Genomic DNA, 18,224 nt, shown 5'->3' on the forward strand with positions numbered 1-18,224 from the left:
ACGAATGGCGAATCTCCATAGCGTTCTTCCCATGAAGAATCGACACTCGGTCCTCGCCCCGCCGGCTCCTGGTGCCACGGGAGCTCGAACATCTGCCGTGCGACTCGAAGGGGTCAGCAAGGTCTACGGCAACGGCCGCGGCGCCGTGACCGCCCTCGACAACGTCAGCCTCACTCTGCCGCGCAGCACCTTCACCGCAGTGATGGGCCCGTCCGGATCAGGTAAGAGCACTTTCCTGCACTGCGCCGCGGGCCTCGACCGACCGAGCAGCGGATCGGTGTGGCTGGGCGACACCGAAATTTCACAACTGAAGCCGAAGGCCCGCAGCATCTTCCGTCGCGATCACATCGGTTTCGTCTTCCAGGCCTACAACCTGCTCGGCGCTCTCGACGTCGAGCAGAACGTCACGCTCCCCCTACTCCTCGCCGGGCGACGAGCCGACAAGCAGTACCTGACCTTCGTCCTCGAATCCGTCGGACTCGGATCGCACCGCAAGCGCAAACCCTCCGAGTTGTCCGGCGGTCAGCAGCAACGCGTCGCCATCGCACGCGCCCTCGTCACCCACCCCGACGCACTCTTTGCCGACGAACCGACCGGCGCCCTCGACTCCCGTAGCGCCAAGCAGGTTCTGGAGTTGTTGCGCCGGACAGCCGCCGAGTTCGACCAGACCATCGTCATGGTCACGCACGACCCGGTGGCCGCGTCGTACGCCGATCGTGTGCTGTTCCTCGCCGACGGGAAACTTGTCGGGCACATCGACCGCCCGACCCCGCAGCAGATCGCCGAGCGCATGACACACCTCGGGGACTGGTGATGATGAAAGCGCACACCTTTGCGCACCTGAAAGCGCATCGCTCCGGTTTCGTCGCCGTGTTCGTCTCCGTATTCTGCGCAGCGCTCCTCACCTGCGGTCTGGGTGTGCTGCTGGAATCGGGAGTGCGAGGCGGTGTCTCACCACATCTCTACGCCGGTGCCGACGCCGTCGTGAGTGCGCCACAGGCGCTCGAGGTCAAGGAAGACGCCGATCAGCCCTTTGCCGAGCGAGTTCTCCTCGCCGGCGATACGGTCCGCAAGCTCGACGCACTCGATGTCACCGTGGTTCCCGACATCTCCGTCCCCGTCAGCACCGCCGAGGGCGTCGTACTCGATGCACATCCTTGGAACACAGCACAATTGGCGCCGTACTCGCTCACCGAGGGGCGCGCTCCGCAGAGCCGCGACGAGGTGGTCTCGACCACGGGCGCCGCGCTCGGCGAGCGAATCACGCTGGCTCACGGCGCGGTAACGGACGAGTACACCGTCGTCGGCACAGCTGATTCGGCTTCGGTGCCGTCACCCGACCGTCCGGCACTCGTCTTCCTCGACGACGCAGAGGCCGAACGGTTGTGGCCGCACCAGAACGCTGTCACCGCAGTCGGATTGATCGCTCCCGAAGGCGTCAACGCTGCCGCTCTCGCCCGCGATGCACTCGCCGGAACCGGTGCGGAGGTCTCGACCGGCACTGCACGCGGAGGCATCGAATTCCTCGACGCCGGTGCTGCGCGGACGCAGTTGATCGTGCTCTGCGCGTCGTTTGCCGGTCTCGCGTTGATGGTCAGTATGTTCGTCGTTTCCAGCACGCTGTCGCTCTCGATCAACGCCAGGCGCCGAGAGTTCGCTCTGTTGCGGGCAATCGGGGCCACCACGCGGCAAGTGCACGTCATGATCGGACGTGAAGTGCTGCTCGTTGCTGCTGCGGCGGCAGCTCTCGGCGCGGTGCCCGGATACCTGCTCGCCCGAGTGCTGGGCGCACAGTTCGCCGACGCCGGGGTCATGCCCACCGATTTCGCGCTGGCCTACAGCCCGCTTCCGGCGATCGCAGCTTTCCTGATCTGCGTACTCACTGCCCGCGCGGCAGCGGCGATCGCGGCACGACGACCGGCGAAGCTCGACCCCGTCGAAGCGCTTCGCGAATCCGAAAGCGGCCCGGCGAAACTGAGCCGCGGACGCATCGTCACCGGGCTGATCTTCGGCGCCGCCGGCCTCAGCGCCTGCGTCCTCCCTGCTTTCCTGCCCGGCAGCGTGGCGGCCGCTGGAGCCGGTTCGAGCGCACTGTTGTTGATCTTCTCGGTCGCGCTGCTCGGCCCCTTGTTGGTGCGCGGCATCATCAAGGTGATCGGCGGTCCGCTGCGCCGCAGTGGGTCGGCGTCCAAAGTTCTCGCTGCCGCCAACGCCGAATCCAATTCGAGACGGCTCTCGTCGGCGGTTGTTCCGTTGGCTCTCGCAATCGCGCTCGGCTCGGTGCAGTTCTTCAGCCAGAGCACCGTCGCCGCCGAGGCGACCAACCAGTCGATCAAGGGCGTCACCGCCGACCTGATCGTCGGCGCACCAGCCGGTATCGCTCCCTCGCTCCTCGAGTCGATCGCATCGGTGCCCGGAGTGAGTGCGGCAAACCCGGTGGTCCGCAGTCAAGTCCTCCCGGTACCCAGCGGTGAGGAAGGCGGCTCAGCCGACAGCGCGATCGCGGCCCAGGGCATCGACGCCGCCAGCGCCGACGCGACCCTCGATCTCGCGGTGACCGAGGGCGACCTCAGCGCTCTGACCGGCGATACCGTTGCCGTGAGCGAAGACGGCGCCTTCACCCTCGGAGCCAAGGTAGGCCAGCGCGTCGACCTCTATCTGGGTGACGGAACACTGGTACATCCCATGGTCGTCGCAAAATATGGTCGCGGCCTCGGATTCGGGGACGTGACCATGCCGATCGAGACTTTGCGTCAGCACTCCACCGACGCTCTGATCGACACCGTTCTGGTTGCTGCCGAACCCGGACGGTCGGCCGAAGTCCAGCAGTCGTTGCGCTCGTTCCCCTCGATCGCCGCGATGAACCAGGACCAGTTCGGGGCCGCGGGCGAAGATCAGCGTCGTATGCAGTCGTGGGTCAGCATCCTCGCCGTCCTCGTCCTGCTCGGCTATCTCGCAGTCGCAGTCGTGAACACCCTGGTCGCCGCCACTGCCGAGCGTTCCCGCGAGTTCGCGCTCCTTCAACTGGTGGGCTCGCGGACGAGGCAGGTCCGAGCAATGATGCGCATCGAGTCGTTGATGGTGGTGGGAATCGCCATCGTGGTCGGATCACTGATCGCCCTGCCGCCTCTGATGGGCATTGCCGTAGCGGTGTCCGGGCAGCCGATCCCGGCGATTTCACCGGCGATCTACGGTTCCATCGTCGCGGTGACCGCTGTTCTGGGATTTGTCTCCATCGCGATCCCGACGCGCGCCGCTCTACGCAAGAACCCGATGGACGGAGTGCGTAACCACTGAGTGGCACTACCGTCGTCATCTATGGATGCGGCGGCCTGGGACAAGAAGTACGAAGAAACCGAGCTCGTCTGGGGCGCTCCTCCCAACGAACTGCTGGTGGAATACGCGACGGCCCTCCCCCACGGCCAGGCACTGGACCTGGCGTGCGGCGAGGGCCGTAACGCGTTGTGGCTCGCGACCCGCGGTTGGGAGGTCACCGGGATCGACTACTCGGCCGTCGCGATCGAGAAAGCCCGCACGATCGCGGCCCGCTCGCCCCGATCGGTTCTCGACCGGCTCGACTACCGATGCGGCGACGTCACCGTCGCGGATTACGCCTCGAGGAACGGGCAGGGATACGACTTGGCCCTGCTTCTTTACCTTCATCTGCCCGCACCACAACGCACCCTGGTTGTGAACCGTGCCATAAATTCTCTGAAACCTGACGGAATCCTCATGATTTTGGGTCACGACCGAAGCAACATCGACTACGGCGTCGGCGGGCCGCAAGATCCCGAAATCCTTTACACACCAGAAGAATTGATGCAGGAGTTCCACGGAAAGCTCGAGTTCGAGATCGCCGGAAATCCCCACAGGCACACCGAAACGGGAATCGCGGTCGACGCGCTTGTCATCGGACGCAAATCCGGTGTTGGCAATGCAAAGAACGGCTAGTAACATGTATTAAGTTACCGACGAGTAATAAACTTCGGGCGGTACTAGGAGTGCTGGACCGCACCACCTCACTGGGAGAAGCAGAAGACATGGGCCATTACAAGAGCAACGTTCGGGACCTGGAGTTCAACCTCTTCGAGGTTCTCGGACTGGAGAAGCCACTGAGCGAAGGCGCTTGGGGCGACCTGGATGCCGACACTGTCCGCAACATGCTGGCAGAGGTCGCACGCCTGGCCGAGGGACCGCTTGGCGAATCTTTCGCCGATGCGGACCGCAACCCCCCTGTCTTCGATCCCGAGACGCACACCGTTGCACTTCCGGAATCCTTCAAGAAGTCGTTCAAGGCTCTGTGGGATGCCGAGTGGTACCGCATGGGATTGAGCGAAGAGGTCGGCGGCGTGCCGGTTCCCCGCTCCGTCGTGTGGGCCATCGGTGAGCTGATCCTGGGCGCACAGCCTGCAGCGCACATGTACCAGGCCGGACCCGCCTTCGCGGACGTGCTGTTCAACAACGGCACCGAAGAGCAGAAGAAGTGGGCAGCCACCATCGTCGAACGCGGATGGGGCGCCACGATGGTCCTCACCGAGCCCGACGCCGGCTCCGACGTCGGTGCCGGACGCACCAAGGCGATCAAGCAGGACGACGGCTCCTGGCACATCGAGGGCGTCAAGCGCTTCATCACCTCGGCCGACTCGGACGACCTGTTCGAGAACATCTTCCACCTCGTTCTCGCTCGCCCCGAAGGTGCCGGACCGGGCACCAAGGGCCTGAGCCTGTTCTTCGTCCCGAAGACGCACTTCAACTTCGAGACCGAAGAGTTCGGCGAGCGTAACGGTGTCTTCGTCACCAACGTCGAGCACAAGATGGGCCTGAAGGTCTCCGCCACATGTGAGGTCACCTTCGGCGGCCACGGCATCCCCGCACAGGGCTGGCTGGTCGGCGAGGTCCACAACGGCATCGCCCAGATGTTCGACGTCATCGAGCACGCTCGAATGATGGTCGGCACCAAGGCAATCGCCACCCTCTCCACCGGTTACCTCAACGCTCTCGATTACGCCAAGCAGCGCGTGCAGGGCGCAGACCTGACCCAGATGACCAACAAGGCAGCACCGCGCGTGACCATCACGCACCACCCCGACGTGCGTCGTAGCCTGGCAATGCAGAAGGCATACGCCGAAGGCCTGCGCGCGGTGTACCTCTACACCGCAGCTCACCAGGACGAGGTTGTCGCCCAGCTCGTCTCGGGCGCAGACAAGGACACCGCGTTCCGCGTCAACGACCTGCTGCTCCCGATCGTCAAGGGCGTCGGCTCCGAGCGTGCGTACCAGTACCTGACGGACAGCCTGCAGACCCTCGGTGGCTCCGGCTTCCTGCAGGACTACCCGATCGAGCAGTACATCCGCGACTCCAAGATCGACTCGCTGTACGAAGGCACGACGGCCATCCAGGCTCAGGACTTCTTCTTCCGCAAGATCGCTCGTGACCGCGGCGTCGCGCTCGCTCACGTTGCCGGACAGATCAAGACCTTCATCGACAGCGAAGCCGGCAACGGTCGTCTGAAGGCGGAGCGCGCACTGCTCGCCACCGCACTCGAAGACGTCCAGGCCATGGCCGCCACGCTCACCGGCTTCCTCATGGGAGCTCAGGAGCAGCCCACCGAGCTGTACAAGGTCGGCCTCGGCTCCGTCCGCTTCCTGATGTCCGTCGGCGACCTGCTCATCGGCTGGCAGCTGCTCCGCCAGTCCGAGATCGCTCTCGCAGCACTCGACAACGGCGCTTCCGACAAGGACAAGGGCTTCTACGAGGGCAAGGTCGCCATCGCTTCCTTCTTCGCCAAGAACGTCCTGCCCGAGCTCACCGCTTCACGCGAGATCATCGCGAACACCGAGAACGACATCATGGAGATCGACGAAGCCGCATTCTGATTCGTTCCTGATTCATGAAAAGTGCCGGTCCCGAGAACGTTTCGGGGCCGGCATTTTCATGCTCAGCAGTCCATGGAATCCGAGGTCATCTGCGCTCGACGGTCGGACAACTGATCTGTGCGGACAGTACGGACGTCGTCGGTTGTTCGCCGGGCCGTGCCGCCCTTCCCACCAGGGAAAGCGCCACGCGCCTGCGGTCCGGAGAACTGACGATTTCGATGGACTTGTCGTCACCGCCCCCGAAGGACACGAACTGTCCGCTCTGATCCGAGAACTTCATGATCGCCGACCCGTGCTGACCTGGTTCCGGTTTTTCGTTCACGTAGACCTGCAACTGGAAATCACGTCCCGGATACTCGCCGCCGCCGTCGTACTCGTAAAAGGAACTGGTGTGCACCTCGTAGGCCCACTGGCGGTGACCGGCGGGCAGCGAATCCGCCCAGTTGTGCTCGAAACACGTGACGGATCCGGGCAGCGAGACATTGGCTGCGCCGCTCCACCCACCGGACAGGGTGATGGCTCCGTACGGCGCTGCTTCGGACTCGTGCCGATCGGAAGGCAAGGGCGGAACGGTCACGGGTCCGACATTGCGACCGGTGAACTCGAAAAGCCTCTCGCTCGACACGAACGGGGGCGACTCGCGCTCACCGGCACAGGAGACAACCGACAGGGTGGCCATGACCAGTAACGCACACATACCGCGTCTACGAACCGGCACCTCGACTCCCCCGTTCCGTTTCCAACAGAATACATACCGTTCGGTCTTCAAGTTGTCGAACGTGTCCGACACATCCCATTCATGGGACCGCTCGCCCGCTACCGATGTGATTGGGTGAGCACGAACGTCCACTGAACCAGCACTCGGTTCTTTCGCAGGCCGAGTAGATCAACAGACAGGTGATCATCGTGGTCGCACCAGAGCACGCACAACCCGATTACGCCCCTGACCTGGCATTGACCGCCACGGACTTGGCGCTCGACGGCCCATGGGGGCCGGTGTTCGGACCCGTCAATCTCGAGATTCGTGCGGGCGGTGTGACCATCCTCGAAGGCTCGGCCGGTTCAGGACGTACGTCCTTACTTCTGACACTCAGCGGACGAATGAAAGCCAGTTCCGGCTCACTGTCCGTCTTCGGTCGAACGCGTCCCCGCGAGATCTTCGAGATCGCCGGGGTCGCCGGGTTCGAGGACATCGACGAGCTTGCCGAATCCGTCACCGTCCGCGATCTGATCACCGAACAAATTCGCTGGGATGCGCCCTGGTACAAGCTCATCGGACGCGCCGGAGACCGCGAACTCGAAGCGGTGTGCGCTCCCGTCTTCGGCGATCATCCGTTACCTGCGCTCGGCCGGTACGTCAGCGATCTCGGGGAACTCGAGGCGATCCTGCTGCGTATCGCCGTCGCGAACACGAAAAAGCCGGCCCTGCTTGTCGTCGACGATCTCGAACAAGTGCGGCGCGACTCCGAACGTGCGTACCTCGTCGAGCGACTCGTCGAGATGGGGAGCTACCAGACCATCATCGCGTCGACCGTCAACCCGCTGCCAGACGGATCACCCATCGATGCCGTCACCCTGCTCCAAGAAGTCACCAATCCCGACCAAGAAGGGGCGAGGTAACCGCGATGCTCGCTGGAATGTCTCTCGGAACCGAACTCAAGCGGTTCTCCCGCGGCGCGATGCCCAGGATCGCACTCGTCACCATCATCTTGATGCCACTGCTGTACGGCGCGATGTACCTGTGGGCGTTCTGGAATCCGTTCGGTGAGGTCAACAAGGTCCCCGTCGCGCTGGTCAACACCGACCGCGGCGCGATGGTGCAGGGTCAGGAGCTCAACGCGGGCGACGAGGTAAGCCAAGCGCTGCTCGATTCCGGTGAGCTCGATCTCCACCTGGTCTCGCAGCAGGAAGCCGCTCAGGGAGTCTCGGACGGCACGTACTACTTCTCTCTCACATTGCCTGAGAATTTCAGCGAGGCCGTCGCCTCCCCGACGACCAAGGACCCCCACAAAGCTCAGTTGCAGTTCACCTTCAACGACGTCAACAACTACCTCGGCACCATCATCGGCCAAAACGCCGCCCAGCAGGTCCTCAGTCAGGTCAGCGACAAGATCGGCGCGCAGTCCGTCGAGACAGTTCTGGTCGGATTGACCGATGCGGGTGCTGGTTTGAAGCAGGCCGCCGACGGAGCGCTCCAGCTCTCGGCCGGAGTGAACACTGCCAACGCCGGAGCCGGCGAATTGGCGTCGGGCTCGAAAACTCTGGCCGACAACATGGTTACCGCACGTGACGGTGCAGCCACTCTTGCCGGCGGTACAGCGCAACTCTCGACTGGCATCAACACCGCCACGGACGGCGTCCTCGCACTGACCGACGGTCTGGGGCAGCTCGATCTCGGAGCCGTCCAACTTGGCGACGGCGCAAGCCAACTCAGTGGTGGCGTCACCCAGGTCGTCGACCAACTGAGTGTCCTCGGGAACACACAAGCAGACGTCGCACAGCTGGTCGGGCAGGCAGTGGCCAGCCTTCGACTTAACCCGGATCCCGTCAGCCAACAGATCGCCAATGCCCTCGCGCCTGCCCAGGACATACTGCGCACTCAGGGTTTCGGTGAAGCGACCATGGGCCAACTGGGCGAACTCAAGAGCGGTGCACAACAACTCGCCTACCAACTCGACGATCCGTCGAGCACCTTCCGAGCCGGGCTCAGCGCCGCGGCCAACGGCGGTGGTGAACTCCGCAACGGCCTGGTACAGCTGCGTGACGGCGGTCAGCAAGTCAACGACGGCGCTCAAACCCTCAGTAGTGGACTGGTTCAACTCACCGACGGAAGCGTTCAACTCTCCGATGGTGCAGCCAAACTCGCAGACGGCACCGAGCAACTCCGTGCCGGGTCTGCCGAACTCGCGACCAAACTCACCGAGGGCGCCGGTCAGGTCCCCAGTTGGAGCGATCAGCAGCGAACCGCAACCGCTCAAACCCTCTCCAGCCCGGTCGAACTACAGGAGACGTACGAGAACCGGGCAAGCACGTTCGGTACCGGTTTTGCTCCGTTCTTCCTGCCCCTCGCGCTGTTCGTGGGCGGCATCATCACCTGGATGCTGCTCAAGCCGCTCCAGAACCGGCCCATCGCAAACGGACTCGGCGCGCTGCGAGTGGTCCTCGCCTCGTACTGGCCGGCATTGCTCATCGGCATCTGCCAGGTGATCGTGATGTACCTGGTCGTGCACTTCGCCGTCGGTCTGCACCCCACGCATGCCCTCGGTACCGTCGGGTTCCTGATGCTCATCACCGCCACCTACATGGCGTTGATCCAGGCATTCAACGCCATCTTCGGAGTCTCCGTCGGACGCGTCATCACCCTGGCGTTCCTGATGCTGCAACTGGTTTCGGCCGGCGGCATCTATCCCGTCGAAACCACCGCGAAACCGTTCCAGATCATCCACCCGTTCGACCCGATGACCTACGCGGTGAACGGGCTACGACAACTCACCGTCGGCGGTATCGACTCGAGACTGTGGGTCTCGATCGCCGTCCTCGGCGGCCTTCTCGTCGCCTCACTCGGCGCCAGTTCACTTGCTGCACGCCGAAATCGGCAATGGACCATGGACAGGTTGCATCCGCCGATCGAGGTCTAGGTTTAGGTCTCAGGCCAAGGCTCCACGGTCAGTGCAGGCCATTCCCTGCGCCACCGTGCCGCCTTGGCCTCGTAAACCTCTCGCGGCGCCAGCACCGGGTTGGGGCGGACGATCATGTCGAAAAGATCGTCGTATCCATGCGGGGCATACACGTCCAAGGTCCCATCCGATCCCTTGGTGATCCCGAAACAGCAAGTTGTGGAAGCGAAGTGGTCGACAGCGTCGCGGCAACTGGTGAACGGAACGCCGGGAATCCCGAAATGCTGCTCGTACCACAGGTGCACGCGGGCTTCGTTGCGTACTTCGACATCGGCATCCACATCGGCGAACAGTTCTGCCGCCGAACGAATCACACGGTCCTCCGCGTCGTAGCTCAGATCGCCGGCGTCGAAGTAGAACAGGTCGTAGTCCTTGATTCCGGCGCCGAGATCACGGCCGTCGATGTGATTCCAGACGGTTTGGAAGAGCCCACCCGCCGTCAGGTACCACTCCGGCAATCCCAGCTTCGGCGCACGATCCACGATCGTTGCGACCACCGGATTGGCCAAGGCGATCTCGAGAAATCGTTCACGCATGCTCTTCAGCCTCTCATATGACAAGCAAACTTGACATCTAGTGACAAGTATTCTTTACTTTTTGCATGACTGGAAAGGCCGGCGACAACAACGTGCGGGAGCACCGACGCCTCGCCGGCCTCACCCAGGCGCAACTGGCCACGGCAGGTCAGGTGAGCAGACAGAGCATCGTCTCCGTCGAACGCGGTGACTATGCACCGAGTGTCTACCTGGCACTTCGCCTGGCCCTGGCGCTGGGGACCACCGTCGAAGCGCTCTTCCCCTTACCCGAATCGGAACTCACCACAGAAATTCCAGAGGAGACGGCATGAGCACCATGATGAAGGCAATGCGGTTCGTCGGAGATCTGGACGACGACTTCTACAAGGACGAGCGTCAGCGCGACGTCTGGAACGAAGCCTCGGCGGTGGGACTCCAGAGTGTCTTCTGGGCAATATTCGTCAGCTCGGCGATTCTGCCCTGGGTCGCCGGCCGAACAGGGGCGTGGATCTCGCTCGCCCTGCTGATCGTTGCGTTGTTCGGCTCGTTGATCACGATCATCTATGCACTTCGGTGCGACGTCGATGTCTACGTATTGTCCAACTACAACCGCCCCCGGGTCGTGATCGGCATCGCGCTGTACCTCGTCGCCGCAGTCGGCATCATGGCGCGTCTCAAATTCGATTCCTACGAAGAATCGTCTACCTGGGTCGGCGCTCTCGTCGGCGGAATTGTCGGTGGCGGCATCGCAATCGCGGCAGTCAAGCTTCACCAGCAGCGCGCCAAGCGACGCGACGCGGCCGAAGAACTTCTCTGACTTCCGGAAGTCTGCCCAGCACAACGGAATCCATAGAGTTGGTAAAATCGTGCCAGGTCAACCGATCGCGAGTAACGTCGAAACGGTGAGCACTCGCCTCGGATACCAGATGCCCAACTTCAGCTACGGCGGTCCGGTCAAGGACCTCTTCCCCACCGTCATAGCGCAGGCCCGCGAAGCCGAAGCCGCAGGCTTCGACACTGCATTCGTGATGGATCACTTCTACCAACTCCCCGGAATCGGAGCGCCGGACGCCCCGATGCTCGAGGCCTACTCGGCGCTCTCCGCGCTGGCGACGGCCACCGAGACCATCCAGTTGTCTGCACTGGTCACGGGAAACACCTACCGCAATCCGCCCATGCTCGCCAAGACCGTCACCACCCTCGACGTGGTGAGCGGCGGTCGGGCCATCCTGGGCATCGGCGCCGGTTGGTTCGAACTCGAACACAATTCGTTCGGATACGAGTTCGGAACGTTCACCGAGCGCTTCCAGAAACTCGACGAAGCACTGCAGATCATCGCGCCGATGCTCCGCGGTGATCGCCCCACCTTCGACGGCAAGTGGTACCACGTCAAGGACGCCATCAACGAGCCTCGCGTCCGCGACGACCTGCCGATCCTGCTCGGCGGTGGCGGTGAGAAAAAGACGTTCGGCCTCGCCGCTCGCTTCGCGGATCACCTCAACATCATCTGCGACCCGTCGGAACTGCCGCGCAAGATGGAAGCACTTGCGGCACGCTGCGACGAAGCCGGTCGCGATCCCGCAACCCTCGAGACCAGCTTCCTCACGTTCATGATGATCGACGAGGACGGCGACAAGGCTCGCGCCCATCAGCGAACGTTTCTCGCGGAGCGTGGCCTCGACATCACCACGGCGCCGGAAGACGTGGTCGCCAAGGCCACCGAACGCCATTTCGTCGGCAGCCCGGACGACGTCGCCGAGCAGGTTCAGACGCGCATCCTCGACCACGGCATCGACGGCGTCGTGATCAACCTGATCACCAACGGCGAAGAGCCAGGCATCGTCGACCTCGCGGGCCGCACCCTCGGCCCACTCGTCGGCAAGTAGTTCCCTACTCGCACTTCACGATCGGCACCGGGTCGTACTTGACGGTTCGGGTGTTCGAGGAAATCTCGGCGCCACTCGCGTGGTCGGTGATCACGCGAGTGTCGCTGACCGTGAACCCGGGCGCACCGCTCGAAGCCACACAGCCAGGCCCCTCCGGCAAGGTCACGGTGTTCGGCGACGTCGGCGACGTCCGCGGGCCGGTCGTCGACGTGACATCGACAGTTTTGGTTCCCCAGATCCGAACGGTGATGTTCGACGACGTCGCAATCGTCTCGATCATCACGCCGGTCTTCGCCGGATTACGGAACTGCAGGTCGATCGCACCATCGAAGATGGTCGCCTCACGAGCCTCGGGGTACCGCGAGATGTAGTAACTGTGCTCGGTGTGCGCGACGTCCTCCATACCTGCGAAATACGTCGCGTTGTAGAGCGTCGTCGCGAGCTGGCTGATACCGCCGCCGACAGCCTTGTCCGGGCGACCGTTGTTGATGATCCCCGACTCGATGTATCCCTGCGCCGCACCGCGCGGGCCCGTGTACTCGTTGAGCGAGAACGTGTCACCGGGCTTGATCACGGCCCCGTCGATCTCCGACGCGGCCAGGCCGATGTTCACACCAGACGCGTATTCGAAACCACCGGTAGTGAATTCGCCGATCACCTCGTTGATGCCGAGTGCCTCCGCGGCTTCGGTGGTCAATGCCGGCGGGACCGGTCCGTACACGGCGGGCGTTGCCCGAGAAGCCGTGCTGCCCAACAGAACCGGAAGTTCCTTGACCGTGTCCGGCCAGTTGATCAGATCACCGACGACACCGGGCACAACCGACGGTTTGCCACCGGCGAAGGTGAACGACGCGTCCTTGGGTTGTACTTCCGTCGACGCCAACTGCGGAGTCAGAATCTTGATCGCAGCATCCGTGTTGTACTGCGGAGTCAGCCCACCCGAGCCGTCGGGCGTGAAGGTCAGAACCTCGCCGATCTGATCGACGCCGAGTGTCGCGACCTTGCCGTCACGGCCGTTGACCACGACGTCACCCGAGACAGCTGGAATAGCGATCTCCTGCAGCGCACGATCGACACCGGCCTGAGTGACCGTCACCGGAACCTCGTCGACCGGAAGATCGACGACGCCACCATCGGACCATTCAGCGGCGAAGGTCGAACCCGCCTGCTGCGTTTCGAGCGCCTGACCGGCAGCGGGCGAAACACCAGTCGCCTTCCCGTTCTCGAACACGACTGCACCTTCGACGGGCGCACGATCGCTGTTCGCCGCGAGCTGCGCCATCGACGCATCCAACGCACCCTGGTCGATTGCCGACACCACGGGCACCTCGCGGGAGCCGAAGAACGACGTGATGCGGGTGATCGGGTTGATGGGCTGAGCGTTCACGCCCGACAGCGTCGCCGACCAGTCGACGTCCACACCCGCAGACGAGGGAACGATCTCGGAGTCGACGCCGCCTGCATGTACCGCTACCGGTTCGACGAGCCTCGGGCCGAGTTGGGCGCGCAGCGTGGCCTCCGCGTCGGCGGGCGTGAGATCACCGATGTCCACCCCGGCGACCTGAGTGCCGCGTGGTGTCTTCCCGGACGAGGTGAAGATGTCCACTCCGTAGGCAATCGCTGCGACGGCAAAGATGGCGCCGACTGCTATCGCCGGTTTGACCCACTTGCGGGAAGACTGCGAAGCGGGCGCCACCGGTTGTTGCGGCGCCGGGGGTGCAACTACCTCTGGTTCTCGGACAACAGGCTCGTACTGCTGCTGGATGGGTTCGAGTTGCTGGGTGTCGTACTGCTGCACGAACTCGGGACGCGGCGGCTTCGGGGGAACCACCACTGCCGGGGGCTCGAACTGCTCTGTCTGCTCGTCGATGGCTTCTGTCGCCGGAGCCGAGTCGACCACTTCCGTCGGCGGTGCGTCCTCCGCTGGGACGACAGGGATGACGGTGGTGACCTCGTTTGCCGATTCGTCGACTGTCGCTTCCGTGGAATCGCTTGCTTCTTCGTCGACAGGCCTTGGTGCTTCGGCTGGTTCAGGTTCTACTGATTCAGCCTCGACAACGGCCTCGGTGTCCTCAGTGGCCTTGGGTTCCTCGACCGACTGGGTTTCCTCGACCGACTCGGTCTCTTCGACCGCCTGAGGTTCCTCGACCGACTCGAGTTCCTGTTCCGGGAGGGACGAGTCCTCGCTGTTCGTCTTCTCGACGGACGGACCCTCTTCGTCACTCACCTGTTGGCTCCTCGCTGCATCAACCGTCGCTGCGGCGCTCACCGACAACTCAATACAGGATATCCGGACATACGAGAGCCCCGCGCTGCTGCCAGGTCGGGGGTCAGGCAGCAACACGGGGCTGTCATGAATATCGGTAGCTATTCTGCAGCGTTACACGCCTGCGCGAAAAAGTTTGCAAAGAGTTCGGGGATCCGGCCACCCCTCGTGGCCGGATCCCCGATTACGCATCCCCTCGCGACGATCACTGCAGGTGAGCGCAGTTTTCAGTCGCATGGGGAGATTGTGGAGCGGTTACCGCTCGATGATCGCCGTGACACCCTGGCCACCGGCCGCACAGATCGAGATCAGGCCGCGGCCCGAACCCTTCTCCGCGAGCATCTTTGCGAGGGAAGCCACAATACGTCCGCCGGTTGCCGCGAACGGGTGACCTGCAGCCAAGGACGATCCGTTGACATTGAGCTTGCTTCGGTCGATCGATCCCAATGCGCCGTCGAGGCCGAGGCGTTCCTTGCAGTACTCGTCCGACTCGAAGGCCTGCAGGGTTGCCAGAACCACCGAAGCGAAGGCTTCGTGGATCTCGTAGTAATCGAAGTCCTGCAAGGTCAGACCGTTGCGGGCCAGCAAACGCGGGATCGCGTACGTAGGAGCCATGAGCAACCCGTCTTTGCCGTGGACGTAGTCGACGGCAGCGGTTTCGGAATCGACGAGGTGCGCCAGAACCGGAAGATTGCGCTCGGCTGCCCACTCGTCGGTGGAGAGGAGCACTGCAGAAGCGCCGTCGGTGAGCGGCGTCGAGTTGCCTGCCGTCATCGTCGCGTCGCCGAGCTTGGTACCGAAGACGGGCTTGAGCGTCGACAGCTTCTCGACGGTCGAACCGGGACGGAGGTTGTCGTCGCGGGTCAGGCCGAGGAACGGGGTGACGAGGTCGTCGAAGAAACCGCGGTCGTAGGCAGCTGCCATGTTCTTGTGGCTGGCAGCGGCAAGTTCGTCCTGGTCCTCACGCTTGATGCCGAATTCCTTGGCGGTGATCGCAGCGTGGTCACCCATCGACTTGCCGGTGCGAGGCTCGCCGTTGCGCGGAATTTCCAGGCCGAGCATGCCCGCACGGACGTTGCCGAGCAGCTTGATGCGGTCGCCCGTGGACTTCGCGCGATTGAGGGAGAGCAGGAACTCGCGCGCCTGATCGTTGACGCCGATCGGGGCGTCGGACGTGGTGTCCGTGCCGCCGCCGATGCCCGAATCGATGCGGCCGGCCGAAATGGCGTCGCCGACGGCGATGATCGACTGCAGTCCCGTGCCACACGCCTGCTGAAGGTCGTACGCCGACGTGTACGGGCTCAGCGCGCTGCCGAGAACGGACTCGCGAATGAGATTGAAATCACGGCTGTGCTTGAGCACCGCACCGCCGACGACCATGCCGAGCTTCTCGCCCTGCAGATTGAATCGGCTCACCAGACCGTCGAGCGTCGCAGTGAACATGTCCTGGTTGGACGCCTGTGCGTACGCCTTGTCCGAGCGTGCGAACGGAATGCGATTTCCGCCGACGATCGCAACCGGACGGCGCTGACCTGCAGAATTTGCAGCGGCTGCGGCCGGTGCAGTGCGCGGTGCGGCGGGCTTTGCATTTGAACGGGCTTTGCTTGTCACTTGCGTCTCCAAGGATGGTGCGATTACCTGTTGAAGACTATTCTTACTCAGTAGTAAGTTACTTGTCTATCGCCGCATTCTTTCGATTGCCCGGTGAGAGACAACCCGAAACACAACAGAAGGTAGGACCGTGGCAGCCAGCAAGGGAGCTCCCGACCTCTATTCACAGTTCCTCTCGTCCGCCCCCGGCGCATTCATCGCGTCGAAGGCCGGCCTGCCCAGGCCCGAGAACCTGCGTCGCTACAAAGCAGGGGAACCCGCACTCGCCGGACCTGTCCTCATCGGCGGCAAGGGTCGACTCGCAGAACCACTTCGCGTACTGCTCTCCGACTACCCGGCGGCTCAGGCACACGACAGCAGCTTCGGTGGACTCGTGTTCGACGCCACCGGAATCACTCAGGTCAGCGAGCTCGAGCAGCTGTTCGAGTTCTTCCAGCCCGTAATCCGCAACCTCGCACCGTCGGCTCGCGTCGTCGTTCTCGGCACGACGCCGGAAGAAACGTCGAGCGTCGACGAGCATGTCGCGCAGCGCGCTCTGGAAGGCTTCACCCGCAGCGTCGGCAAGGAGATCAAGCGCGGCTCCACCGCTCAGCTGGTCTACGTCTCCCCCAAGGCATCCACCGGACTCTCCGGCGTGGAATCGACTCTGCGCTTTCTCCTTTCGGCAAAGTCCGCCTTCGTCGACGGCCAGGTCATCGTCGTCGGCGCTGAAGATTCCGTCGCGCCCGCAAGCTGGGACAAGCCGCTCGAAGGCAAGGTTGCCGTCGTCACCGGCGCAGCCCGCGGTATCGGCGCCACCATCGCCGAGGTCCTGGCCCGCGACGGTGCGCACGTCGTCTGCGCTGACATCCCGGCCGCCGGCGAAGCGCTGTCCGAGACCGCGAACAAGGTCGGCGGCACGTCCCTCGCCCTCGACGTCACGGCAGCCGACGCAGCCGAGGTCCTCGCAGCTCACCTCCTCGAGCGTCACGGCGGAGCGGACATCATCGTCCACAACGCCGGCATCACCCGCGACAAGACCCTCGCCAACATGGACGAGGGCCGTTGGAACATGGTCATGAACGTCAATCTTCTTGCACCGCAGAAGATCACCGAGCACCTCGTCGAGAAGGGCGCCCTCAAGGAAGGCGGCCGCGTCGTCGACGTCTCCTCCATCGCCGGTATCGCGGGCAACCGCGGCCAGACCAACTACGGCACCTCCAAGGCCGGCGTCATCGGTCTCGTACACGCCGAAGCTCCCGTCCTGGCGAAGAAGAACATCACCATCAACGCCGTCGCACCGGGCTTCATCGAGACCGCCATGACCGCAGCCATCCCCTTCGCCACCCGCGAAGCCGGCCGCCGCATGAGCTCGCTCCTGCAGGGCGGCGAGACCGTCGACGTCGCCGAGACCGTCGCATACTTCGCCAGCCCGGCCTCCAATGCCGTTACGGGACAGGTCGTTCGCGTCTGCGGCCAGAGCCTCCTGGGCGCATGATGGCAACAAAGACCGTCGCGCTCACCGAGCAGCCGAAGACCCTCGACATCTACTCCCGCGCGGTACTGGGATTGTTGCCGTGGAACAAGTCCAACTCGCGCTCGGTGCCACAGCAGACCTTCACCCTCACCGGACTGAAGGTCGACACCGACAATCTGGCGGCGTACTGCCGCGTGACCGGACTGCGGTTCGGCGACACTCTGCCGATCACGTACCCCTTCACCTTGGCCTTCCCGACCGTGATGAAGCTGATGGTGTCGAAGGACTTCCCCTTCGCCGCCGTCGGCTCCGTTCACGCCGAGAACGTCATCGAATCACTGCGGCCCATCTCCGTCAGCGAACCGCTTGACCTCTCGGTGCATGCCGAGAACCTGCGTGAGCACCGCAAGGGCCTGCTGATCGACGTGATCACCGAAATTCGGGTGGGACGGGAACTGGTCTGGCGACAGACCTCGAGCTTCCTGAACCAGCAGAAGACCTCCCTGTCCGGCCAGCCCGGTCCGGAGCCCAAGGCTGACGAGGTCCCGCCGATGCCGATGAGCACCATCCGCGTCGACCAGACCACGATCAGCAAGTACGCCGCTGTCTCCGGCGACCGCAATCCGATTCACGTCTCGTCTCTGGGCGCGAAGGCTTTCGGTTTCCCGAAGACCATTGCTCACGGAATGTGGAGTGCCGCGGCAGTTCTGCGGACTGTCGAGGGGTCCGTCGCGGACAAGGTCACCTACAGCGTGCGTTTCGGCAAGCCGATTCTGCTACCGGCGACGCTGAATGCCTACGCTGATCGCACCGACGACGGCTGGGATCTGTCACTGCGCCACCCGAAGAAGGGTTACCCGCACGTCACTGCGACGCTGCGCTGACCTGAGTTTTGTCGGGTTCCCACCCGCCCCAATTGAGCGAACGTACCTTTCGG

15 protein-coding genes are annotated in these 18,224 nt (G+C 63.6%); 11 read left to right on the top strand and 4 right to left on the bottom strand.

The window, feature by feature from the left end; genetic code table 11:
* Nucleotides 1–31 precede the first annotated feature (31 nt).
* The 4 genes from ABIE52_RS16180 (at nt 32) to ABIE52_RS16195 (ending at nt 5,876) form a co-directional block, all read left to right on the top strand.
* Nucleotides 32–814: an ABC transporter ATP-binding protein gene (locus ABIE52_RS16180; RefSeq protein WP_051649487.1), complete on the top strand. Its 783-nt coding sequence runs from the start codon at nt 32–34 to the stop codon at nt 812–814.
* Nucleotides 814–3,297 carry an FtsX-like permease family protein gene (locus ABIE52_RS16185; protein ID WP_192712003.1) on the top strand — a complete coding sequence of 828 codons (2,484 nt, stop codon included), beginning with the start codon at nt 814–816 and terminating at the stop codon, nt 3,295–3,297. The genes ABIE52_RS16180 and ABIE52_RS16185 overlap by 1 nt, the downstream gene beginning before the upstream one ends.
* 21 nt (nt 3,298–3,318) lie before the next feature.
* Nucleotides 3,319–3,951, top strand: a complete 633-nt coding sequence (locus tag ABIE52_RS16190) for a class I SAM-dependent methyltransferase (protein ID WP_064443187.1) — start codon at nt 3,319–3,321, stop codon at nt 3,949–3,951.
* Between the two features lie 89 nt (nt 3,952–4,040).
* A complete protein-coding gene (locus tag ABIE52_RS16195; RefSeq protein ID WP_007734578.1) occupies nt 4,041–5,876 on the top strand; it encodes an acyl-CoA dehydrogenase in 1,836 nt (611 codons plus the stop codon).
* 85 nt (nt 5,877–5,961) lie between these two features.
* Here the strand turns inward: ABIE52_RS16195 and ABIE52_RS16200 are convergent, their stop codons facing one another.
* Nucleotides 5,962–6,594 carry a hypothetical protein gene (locus tag ABIE52_RS16200; protein WP_230359540.1) on the bottom strand — a complete coding sequence of 211 codons (633 nt, stop codon included), beginning with the start codon at nt 6,592–6,594 and terminating at the stop codon, nt 5,962–5,964.
* 179 nt (nt 6,595–6,773) lie between these two features.
* Between ABIE52_RS16200 and ABIE52_RS16205 the strand changes: the two genes are divergently transcribed.
* Entirely contained in the window at nt 6,774–7,496 is a 723-nt protein-coding gene (locus tag ABIE52_RS16205) for an ATP-binding cassette domain-containing protein (protein ID WP_007734574.1), read from the top strand.
* Nucleotides 7,497–7,501: 5 nt separating this feature from the next.
* Complete coding sequence (locus ABIE52_RS16210; RefSeq protein WP_047269555.1) at nt 7,502–9,514, top strand: YhgE/Pip domain-containing protein; 2,013 nt, start codon at nt 7,502–7,504, stop codon at nt 9,512–9,514.
* Between the two features lie 2 nt (nt 9,515–9,516).
* On the opposite strand, the gene ABIE52_RS16215 is transcribed toward ABIE52_RS16210, so the two are convergent.
* On the bottom strand, nt 9,517–10,089 hold the full coding sequence (locus tag ABIE52_RS16215) for a nucleotidyltransferase family protein (RefSeq protein WP_042452576.1): 573 nt from the start codon (nt 10,087–10,089) through the stop codon (nt 9,517–9,519).
* Between the two features lie 65 nt (nt 10,090–10,154).
* Between ABIE52_RS16215 and ABIE52_RS16220 the strand changes: the two genes are divergently transcribed.
* From ABIE52_RS16220 to ABIE52_RS16230, 3 genes are all read left to right on the top strand, one after another.
* A complete protein-coding gene (locus ABIE52_RS16220; RefSeq protein ID WP_007734566.1) occupies nt 10,155–10,400 on the top strand; it encodes a helix-turn-helix transcriptional regulator in 246 nt (81 codons plus the stop codon).
* Nucleotides 10,397–10,885: a hypothetical protein gene (locus ABIE52_RS16225; protein ID WP_192712002.1), complete on the top strand. Its 489-nt coding sequence runs from the start codon at nt 10,397–10,399 to the stop codon at nt 10,883–10,885. The genes ABIE52_RS16220 and ABIE52_RS16225 overlap by 4 nt, the downstream gene beginning before the upstream one ends.
* 85 nt (nt 10,886–10,970) lie before the next feature.
* Nucleotides 10,971–11,954: an LLM class F420-dependent oxidoreductase gene (locus ABIE52_RS16230; protein ID WP_007734562.1), complete on the top strand. Its 984-nt coding sequence runs from the start codon at nt 10,971–10,973 to the stop codon at nt 11,952–11,954.
* A gap of 4 nt (nt 11,955–11,958) precedes the next feature.
* On the opposite strand, the gene ABIE52_RS16235 is transcribed toward ABIE52_RS16230, so the two are convergent.
* Nucleotides 11,959–14,181, bottom strand: a complete 2,223-nt coding sequence (locus ABIE52_RS16235) for a VanW family protein (protein ID WP_192712001.1) — start codon at nt 14,179–14,181, stop codon at nt 11,959–11,961.
* 294 nt (nt 14,182–14,475) lie between these two features.
* Nucleotides 14,476–15,831, bottom strand: a complete 1,356-nt coding sequence (locus tag ABIE52_RS16240; protein WP_003945465.1) for an acetyl-CoA C-acetyltransferase — start codon at nt 15,829–15,831, stop codon at nt 14,476–14,478.
* A gap of 130 nt (nt 15,832–15,961) precedes the next feature.
* On the opposite strand from ABIE52_RS16240, the gene ABIE52_RS16245 reads away from it, so the two are divergent.
* Nucleotides 15,962–17,308, top strand: a complete 1,347-nt coding sequence (locus tag ABIE52_RS16245) for a 3-oxoacyl-ACP reductase (RefSeq protein ID WP_003945596.1) — start codon at nt 15,962–15,964, stop codon at nt 17,306–17,308.
* Nucleotides 17,308–18,171, top strand: coding sequence for a MaoC/PaaZ C-terminal domain-containing protein (locus ABIE52_RS16250; protein ID WP_007734551.1), 864 nt, complete (start codon nt 17,308–17,310; stop codon nt 18,169–18,171). Before ABIE52_RS16245 ends, ABIE52_RS16250 begins: the two co-directional genes overlap by 1 nt.
* Nucleotides 18,172–18,224 lie beyond the last annotated feature (53 nt).

The sequence above is a fragment of the Rhodococcus sp. OAS809 genome (genome assembly GCF_040546695.1).
Classification (GTDB): Bacteria; Actinomycetota; Actinomycetes; order Mycobacteriales; family Mycobacteriaceae; genus Rhodococcus_F; species Rhodococcus_F qingshengii.

Coding starts and splice junctions, on each gene's coding strand:
- ABIE52_RS16225 (WP_192712002.1), top strand. CDS start 10,397: ATGAGCACCATGATGAAGGCAATGCGGTTCGTCGGAGATCTGGACGAC.
- ABIE52_RS16210 (WP_047269555.1), top strand. CDS start 7,502: ATGCTCGCTGGAATGTCTCTCGGAACCGAACTCAAGCGGTTCTCCCGC.
- ABIE52_RS16250 (WP_007734551.1), top strand. CDS start 17,308: ATGGCAACAAAGACCGTCGCGCTCACCGAGCAGCCGAAGACCCTCGAC.
- ABIE52_RS16220 (WP_007734566.1), top strand. CDS start 10,155: ATGACTGGAAAGGCCGGCGACAACAACGTGCGGGAGCACCGACGCCTC.
- ABIE52_RS16180 (WP_051649487.1), top strand. CDS start 32: ATGAAGAATCGACACTCGGTCCTCGCCCCGCCGGCTCCTGGTGCCACG.
- ABIE52_RS16190 (WP_064443187.1), top strand. CDS start 3,319: ATGGATGCGGCGGCCTGGGACAAGAAGTACGAAGAAACCGAGCTCGTC.
- ABIE52_RS16195 (WP_007734578.1), top strand. CDS start 4,041: ATGGGCCATTACAAGAGCAACGTTCGGGACCTGGAGTTCAACCTCTTC.
- ABIE52_RS16215 (WP_042452576.1), bottom strand. CDS start 10,089: ATGCGTGAACGATTTCTCGAGATCGCCTTGGCCAATCCGGTGGTCGCA.
- ABIE52_RS16185 (WP_192712003.1), top strand. CDS start 814: ATGATGAAAGCGCACACCTTTGCGCACCTGAAAGCGCATCGCTCCGGT.